The organism is Rhizobium sp. CBN3 (genome assembly GCF_030518245.1).
GTDB classification, from domain to species: domain Bacteria; phylum Pseudomonadota; class Alphaproteobacteria; order Rhizobiales; family Rhizobiaceae; genus Rhizobium; species Rhizobium aethiopicum_A.
In genome coordinates this window covers 170,337-178,436 of sequence record NZ_JAULSE010000013.1, presented here as the reverse complement: position 1 = coordinate 178,436, position 8,100 = coordinate 170,337, and the positions used below count along the sequence as shown (strand labels likewise).

The window sequence follows — 8,100 nt, the reverse complement described above, 5'->3', positions numbered from 1 at the left end:
GCGGAATAGGGTCGCGTCATCCATGCCGGCCATCCTTTCCCGGCATGCATAGGGAATCACATTTCCGCTGATTTGCGAATCCCCGATTCCGGAAAATTGCAGCACGCTCTAGAGGCGGGCTGTTCCGGCTCGAGGTAACCGGCGCCGATGGCCACATAAAGGTCGACATAATCCTTCGCGACCTGCTGCACGGTGGCAGCAAGGCTTTCCTGAGCATCTGAAACCGAGCGCTGCGCGTCCAGAACGTCGAGCAGAGACGAGGCACCATCCTTGTAGCTCGTGGTCGAAAGCGCCAGCGATTCCTGCGCCGTCTGCACCTGCCTGCGCAACGGTTCCAGCGTCTGCGTATCGCGGCGAACGGCCGAAAGCGCGTTCTCGACCTCTTCCACCCCGTTCAGCACCGCCGCTTTCCACGCCAGATACTGGGTTCTGGCATCGGATTTCTCGATGTCGACATTGGCCCGCAACTTGCCGCCATCGAAAATCGGCAGGTTGAGCGTCGGGCCGAACGACCAGCTGGTCAGGCTGGCGCCGCTGGCGCCCGAGGATTTGACCCAGCTCGGCGAAATCGAGCCGGAAAGCGAGATCGACGGGTAGAGCTGGGCTTGCGCTGCACCGATATCGGCCACAGCCGCCGCAAGCTCGCGTTCAGCCTTTCTTATATCGGGACGGTTGCGAATGAGATCGGCCGGAATGCCGGCACGAATGTCGCCGCGGAACACCGGCTGGCCTGTATTCTTGCGCAGCTCGTCCGTCAGCGAAGCCGCCGGCATTCCGAGCAGAGTGGCAATGTGATGGGCCGATTCGGTAAAACTCTGTTCGAGGCTGGGAATGTCGGCCTTTGTCGACTGTACCAGGCCTTCGGCCTGAACGACGTCGAGGCGGGAGGCTGCACCGGCTTTCAGCTGCAGCTGCGTGAGTTCGTAAGTCTGCTGACGGGACTTCAAATTCGCCTGTGAGAGCGCAATCCGCTCCTGATAGTAGCGGGCGTCGATATAACTCTCGACCAGGTCTTTCAGAAAGGTGAGCTTCGCATTGTCGGCCGTCGCATAGGCGGCACCGAGCGAGGCAATGGCGCTCTCCTTCGAGCGACGGTACTGGCCGAAGACATCAAGCAGCCAGGACAGGCTGGCCTCGCCGCCTGACGTGTTCGTGGCGCCGACCGTCGTGCGCAGCCGCCCCTTTTCGCCTGATACCGTGTGCGATGCGTCCACGCTCAGGCTCGGCAGAGCGCCGGCGCCGGCAACCGTGACGTTGGCGGAAGCCGAGTTGATGCTCTCGAGCGCCTGCAGCACATCGAGATTCTCGCTGAGGCCGTGAGCGACCAGCCCGTCGAGCTTCTTGTCGCGATAGGCCGTCCACCATTCAGCCGTTACGACATTGCCGTTGCTCTTGCTGCTGCCCTCTTCGAATTTGGCGGGAAGCGGCATCTCGGGGGGAACGTGGTCCGGGCCGCTCACGCAGCCTGCCAGCAGCAGTGTGAGTGCGGATGCGGCGTAGCGGAGGGATGATAGTCTTGTGCGAAGCGACGTACTCACGGGGAGCCTCTGAACCGGGATCGAGGGTTCAGGCTTAGCGACGCCAGCGTTAATGGCGGTTAAGAAACTGTAAAGTTAGGTAAAACCCGTGAGAAGGGATCAGCGCTTTCTGGGAAGCTCCAGTGTGATCGCCAGCCCCCCCGCCTCCGGCAACGACGCATGCACACGCCCGCCATGGCGTTCGACAGCCTGCCTGGTGATGGCGAGGCCGAGGCCGTATCCGCCTCTCGGCACCGCCTCTTTCCCGCGTGAGAACGGCTGGAAGATCCGTTCGAGTTCGTCTCGTCTGACGCCTGGTCCCTGATCCGTGACGCAGATCTTGATGCGGTCGGCTGCTGTCTCGCAGGACACGGATATGAACGAATGCTCGGCCGTATATTTGACGGCGTTGCGAACGACGTTTTCCAGCGCCCGGTAGATCAACTCGCCTTCGACCTCGGCTCGGAAGACACCTTCGACGCTCGTCGTGATCGAGACCTCCCGTGCCTGGGCTTCGAAGGCGGCATCGCCGAGGATTTCGTTCAACAACTCGATGATATCAACGGTCTGCGTCTTCAGCGGCAGGCCAGATCCCGCCGTCAGCCTGGCAAGCGTCAGCACCTCTCCCACCAGCACGTCGAGCCGTTCGACCTCCCGGTCCATGCGATCCAGCATGGCGCCAAGCTTGGCCGGACTCTGCCGGAGCACCCCGACGGCGGCCTGCAGCCGGGACAAAGGCGAACGCAGTTCATGAGAAACGTCGTGAAACAACCTCTGCTGCGCGTCCTGAAGTTCCTGAAGCCGTGCGGCGCTCGAATCGAAGTCGTGGGCAAGCGCTGTCACCTCGTCCTTCCGGCCGGCCATCTTGTCGCCGATGCGGAAGTCGAAGCGGCCATGAGCAAGAGCGCTCAAGCCATCGCGCAAATGCACGACGGGGCGGATGAGGTATCGTGCCAGCGCCCAGGCGGATATCGTGCTGGAGATCAGGATCGTGAGCCACGGCATAAACGGGCCAAAATTTTCGAAGGTGAAAGTGGGAGGGGCTGGCAGGAATATCCGATAGCAGATCCCCTCCTTCAGAACGGATCGCGTATCAGCCGCCTTCGGATCCGAACAGGAATCGGGTTTCGCGGTTTTGGATATGGTCAAACCATGCGGCAGCGTCTCTTCACTTGAACGCACGAAATATGCTGCCGCTTCCTCGCCGTCCCTCGCAAGCACGTTTGCGGTTAGGTTCAACGCGATCGATCGTCGCTCCTGTTCCAGTTCCCGCGCAAAAGGAACGCCTTGGAGAAGGTTGACGAGCAGGATGATCAGGCCGACGGTCGTGGTTAGCGTCAGCCAGATGATCGCGAAGAACTTCCAGAAAAGCCGGGGCATGGTCAGTCCACGAGAAGTTGATAGCCCTGGCCGCGAACGGACTGGATCCAGGATTGTCCATCCTCCCGCAGTCCGAGCTTCTGACGAACGCTGCTGATATGGACGTCGATCCGGCGATCGAACGGCGTGAGCGGCTTGCCGAAGGCCCGCTTTGAAATATCCTGCTTCGACACGAGCTGCCCGGCGCTGCGGGCGAGAACCTCGAGCAGGCTGAACTCCGTGCCGGTCAAGTCAAGGGTCTCACCGCGCCACTCGGCAAGCCTGCTGCCCGGATGGATCACCAGCCGCCCCGCTCTCACCGTGTCGGTCGATACGCCGACCGCCGGCTGACCCGCCCGGCGCAGGATGGCCCGCAGCCTCGCCGCAAGTTCGCCCGGCGAGCACGGCTTCGGCACATAGTCGTCGGCGCCGAGATTGAGGCCGGATATCCTGTCCACGTCGTCGCCTCTGGCCGTCAGCATCAGGACGGGGACCTGGCTGAGCTTCCGGATCCTTTGGAGAACTTCGATCCCGTTCATGCGGGGCATCATGATGTCGAGCACGATGATGTCGACCGTATTGCCGGCAGCCGCGGCAATGGCGGCGCGACCATCCGTGTCCGTTACGACGTCATATCCTTCCTCGACCAGATATTCCTGCAGAAGTGTCGTCAACTCCGCATCGTCGTCGATCAGGAGAACCTTGTTCATTCGCGTTATCCGTTATCAATCCGGGCAAGCCATACAGCACAAACACGCTCAGGCGACCAAGTTTTACCCAACTTAACACTAACTTGACCGCACTTAACGTTCGCCCCGGTACTTATCCTGCCATGACATCGTCGCGCGCTGAAAACCCGGTTGCTGTGCATGAGCGGCAATCCTTCAGTCGATTGCGCCGATCGGGAAAGGCACCGATGCCTTGACCACAAGGAGTGCATCGTTGAGAAAACCATCCAGACTATTCGCGGCCGCCGTCGTGGCGGCCGCACTCGTCTCCCCCCTTTGTAGTGCCATGGCGCAACAGGCTGCGGCAACCGCCCTCACCGTCTCTCTCACGGCGCCGGCTCAGCGGGACTGGCCGGAGACCGTTCCGGCGAGCGGGTGGCTGAAACCATGGCAGGAAGCCGTCATCGCCTCAGAGACGAGCGGGTTGCGCATAACCGATGTTCTGGTCGATGTCGGTTCCGTGGTCACGAAGGGTCAGACGCTCGTCCGGCTTTCCCAGGAGAGCGTGCTTGCCGATCTTCGCAAGCAGGAGGCCGCCGTCGCGACCGCCAAGGCAAGCCTTTCGAAGGCCAAAGCCAATGCCGACCGGGCGCGGCAGCTGCAGCCTTCGGGTGCGCTCTCCGATGAGAAGATCGTCGAGTATCTTGCCGACGAGCAGACCGCGACGGCAAGTCTTGCATCCGAAGAGTCCGCCCTCGACAGCGAAAAGATCAAGCTTGCGCAGACGACCATTACGGCCGTCGATGACGGTCTCATCACGTCGCGTTCCGCCGATCTCGGCGCCGTCGTCTCCGCCGGCACGGAACTGTTCCGCATGATTCGCCAGCAGCGGATCGAATGGCAGGCCGAGGTTTCGGCACGTTATCTCCCGCGTATTTCGCAAGGCCTGAGCGTCCAGGTCAACGGGCCTGAAGGTCATGTCATCGAGGGCAAGGTGAGGCTTGTCGGGCCGTCGGTCAGCACCGATACCAGCCGGGCAATCGTCTATGTCACGCTGCCGGACGACGCCCGTCCGCGCACGGGCCTTTACGTCACCGGCAACATCGAGCTCAAGACTTCGTCGGCGCTGACCGTGCCCGAGACCGCAATCGTGTTCCGGGACGGGATCAGTTACGTCTTCACCGCAGGCGAGGATCAACGGGTGCAAAGGGTCCGGGTGGAAACCGGCCGCCGCAACAATGGCGAGGTGGAAATCGTCTCCGGCATAGACCGGACGTCGAAGGTGGTCACCTCGGGAGGTGCATTCCTCTCGGACAATGACCTCGTGAAGATCGCGGAGAAAAACTGATGAACTTCTCGGCATGGTCGATCCGCAACCCCGTCCCGGCAATATTGCTGTTCGTGATGCTGACGGTTGGGGGACTCTTGGCCTTCAAGACCCTGGCGGTCCAGAACTTCCCCGATATGGACCTTCCGACGATCAGCGTCACGGCGACGCTCGACGGAGCGGCGCCGACACAGCTCGAAACCGAGGTCGCCCGCACCATCGAAGACAGTTTGGCTTCGCTCAGCTATCTCGACCACATCACCACGACCATCACCGACGGCACCGTCTCGATCAAGGTTTCCTTCAAGCTGGAGAAAGACAGCGAAGCGGCGCTCAACGAAGTCCGCAACGCCGTCGACAGCGTCAAGGGCGATCTTCCGGCGCAGATGGAGACACCAAGCGTCACCAAGGTCACGGTTCAAAGCTCCGCGCTGGTCACCTATGCCGTCCGCTCGACTGCTCTCAACGAAACCGAGCTTTCCTGGTTTGTCGACAATGATCTGACCAAGGCGCTGCTGTCGGTGTCCGGCGTCGGACAAGTCAACCGCATCGGCGGGATCGACCGCGAGGTTCACGTCGATCTCGATCCCGCGACAATGGCGTCGCTCGGGGTCACTGCGGCGACCGTATCGTCGCAGCTGAAGGCGGTGCAGGCGGATACATCGGGCGGCCTCGGCGAAATCGGCGGCACCCGTCAAACCCTGCGCACGCTCGGCGCTCTGCCATCGGTCGAGGCTCTGAAAGGACTGAGAATTCCCTTGGCCAACGGCCAGCAGGTTCGCCTCGACGACGTCGCATCCGTCACCGACAGTTTCGCGGAGCGGTCTTCGATGGCCTATCTCGACGGAAAACCGGTGATCGCCGTCGAGATCAAGCGCTCGAACGGCTTTTCCGACAGCGGTGTCGCCGGCGATGTCGACAAAGCCATGAAACAATTTGCCGCAAAACATTCCAACGTCGAGATCGACGAAGCCTACAGCACGATCGGGCCGATTGTCGACAACTACGATGGTTCGATGCACATGCTGTACGAGGGGGCGATCCTGGCGATCATCGTCGTCTGGCTCTTCCTTCGGGATTGGCGCGCGACGATCCTCTCGGCCGTGGCGCTGCCCCTGTCCGTGATCCCGACCTTCCTTGTCATGTACCTCTGCGGCTTCAGCCTTAATATCATCACGCTGCTGGCGCTGTCGCTGGTGGTCGGCATTCTGGTCGACGACGCCATCGTCGAGATCGAAAACATCGCCCGCCACCTGCAGATGGGCAAGCGACCGATCGATGCCGCCCTCGAAGCCGCCAACGAGATCGGGCTCGCCGTCATCGCAACCACCTTCACACTGGTCGCGGTCTTCTTGCCGACCGCCTTCATGAGCGGTATTCCGGGACTTCTGTTCCGCCAGTTCGGGGTCACCGCCGCCGTCGCCGTCCTCGCCTCGCTCGTCGTCGCACGCCTGCTGACGCCGATGATGGCCGCCTATTTCATGAAGGCTGTTCCTCCGACGGAGGAAAAGGACGGCCGCATCATGCGCATCTATCTGGCAGTCGTGAAGGCCGCCATGAATCGCCGGAAGACCACGATGGCCGTAACCGCTGTCGTCGTCGCACTTTCGCTGTCCACGATCCCGCTGCTGAAATCCGGCTTCATACCCGCTTCCGATGACGCGCGAACCCAAATCACACTCACCATGCAGCCGGGCGCCACCATCGAGCAGACGGACACCGCGACCCGGAAAGCCGCCGATATCGTCGGCAAGCTGCAGGACGTCACCCGTGTCTTCTCCTCGGTCGGCTCCGCATCTTCGGGTGGCGGCGCCGACGCCAGTACCACGAGCAGCGTCAATTCCGCCACGATCGTCGCCGTGCTGTCGTCGATCGGCGAGCGTGACCGCAAGCAGTCGGAAATCGAAAACGACATCCGGCAGGCTCTTTCGGTTCTATCAGGCGTGCGTGTCGCAGTCGGCGGCGGCGGCAACGGCACCAAGCTCGAGATCACCCTTGCCAGCGACGATGCCAACGCCCTTGACAGCGCGAGTACTGCGCTCGAAGAGCAGCTCCGCACGCTGAACGGTATCGGTGCGGTGACGTCCACCGCAGCAAGGCAGGCACCCGAGATCCAGATCACGCCCGATTTTGCGCGCGCCGCGACGTTCGGGGTGACGTCGAGCGCTATCGCCGAGGCCGCGCGCGTGGCGACGAACGGCGAATATTCCGCCAGCCTGCCAAAGCTCAACCTGCCGCAGCGCCAGGTGCCGATCGTCGTCCGCTTCAGCCCGGAGTCGCGCACCAGCCTTGACGATATCAAGAACATGCGGGTGGCGGGCACGAACGGCAATGTCGATCTCGGATCGATCGCCGATATCAGCATCGGCGGCAGCCCCTCCGAAATCGACCGCATCGACCGCATGCGCAATGTCACCGTGTCGGTTGAGCTCAACGGCCGCATCCTCGGCGACGTCAACCGCGAGGCACAGGCGCTGCCGGCGCTCCAGCATCTGCCCTCGGGCGTCACACTTGTCGAGCAGGGCGAACTTCAGCGCAGCTCGGAACTGTTCCAGAGCTTCGCGCTGGCAATGGCGATCGGCGTGTTCTGCATCTATGCGGTCCTCGTCCTGCTCTTCCATGATTTCCTGCAGCCGCTCACCCTGCTGATGGCTCTGCCGCTCTCGCTCGGCGGTGCGCTCGTGCCGCTGGTGGTGACCGGGACCAGCTTCTCGCTGGCCGCCGTCATCGGGCTGCTCATGCTGATGGGCGTGGTGACGAAGAACTCGATCCTGCTGATCGAATATGCGATCATGTCGCGCCGCCAGGGCATGTCCAGGTTCGATGCCCTCGTGGATGCCTGCCACAAGCGCGCCCGGCCGATTGTCATGACCACCATCGCGATGGCTTGCGGCATGCTTCCGGTCGCTCTCAGCCTGAGCGGCGGCGATTCGAGCTTCCGGCAGCCGATGGCGATCGTGGTAATCGGCGGCGTGATGATGTCGACGCTGCTCAGCCTCATCGTCATCCCCGTCATCTTCACCTTCGTCGACGACCTGGACGAGGCGCTCAAACGGTTGCTGCGCCGGATCGGGCTGGCCCAGGAGATCGCCGAGGATAAACCGGAGGCCTCCAACGATCACGCCGCGATCGCCTTCAAACCCGAGCAATCGAAGCGAGGACACGGCCAGAGATAATCTTCTCGTCGAACTTCGGCCAGATGCTCCGCACCGATACGGACGACACCTGG

Annotated in this window: 5 protein-coding genes; 2 read left to right on the top strand and 3 right to left on the bottom strand. The window is 62.2% G+C overall.

All coding sequences use genetic code 11. From position 1 onward, the window contains the following. Positions 1-56: 56 nt before the first annotated feature. The 3 genes from QWJ46_RS20560 to QWJ46_RS20550 all read right to left on the bottom strand — a co-directional run bounded on the left by QWJ46_RS20560 (position 57) and on the right by QWJ46_RS20550 (position 3,586). A complete protein-coding gene (locus QWJ46_RS20560; protein WP_302753349.1) occupies positions 57-1,538 on the bottom strand; it encodes an efflux transporter outer membrane subunit in 1,482 nt (493 codons plus the stop codon). A 99-nt stretch (positions 1,539-1,637) separates the two neighbouring features. Next, positions 1,638-2,897 (bottom strand): ATP-binding protein, encoded by a 1,260-nt coding sequence (locus QWJ46_RS20555; RefSeq protein ID WP_302753348.1) that lies wholly within the window; start codon positions 2,895-2,897, stop codon positions 1,638-1,640. 2 nt (positions 2,898-2,899) lie between these two features. After that, positions 2,900-3,586, bottom strand: coding sequence for a response regulator (locus QWJ46_RS20550; protein WP_302753346.1), 687 nt, complete (start codon positions 3,584-3,586; stop codon positions 2,900-2,902). Positions 3,587-3,818: 232 nt separating this feature from the next. Between QWJ46_RS20550 and QWJ46_RS20545 the strand changes: the two genes are divergently transcribed. Next, on the top strand, positions 3,819-4,892 hold the full coding sequence (locus QWJ46_RS20545; RefSeq protein ID WP_302753345.1) for an efflux RND transporter periplasmic adaptor subunit: 1,074 nt from the start codon (positions 3,819-3,821) through the stop codon (positions 4,890-4,892). Then, entirely contained in the window at positions 4,892-8,047 is a 3,156-nt protein-coding gene (locus QWJ46_RS20540) for an efflux RND transporter permease subunit (RefSeq protein WP_302753344.1), read from the top strand. Before QWJ46_RS20545 ends, QWJ46_RS20540 begins: the two co-directional genes overlap by 1 nt. The last annotated feature ends 53 nt before the right edge of the window (positions 8,048-8,100 follow it).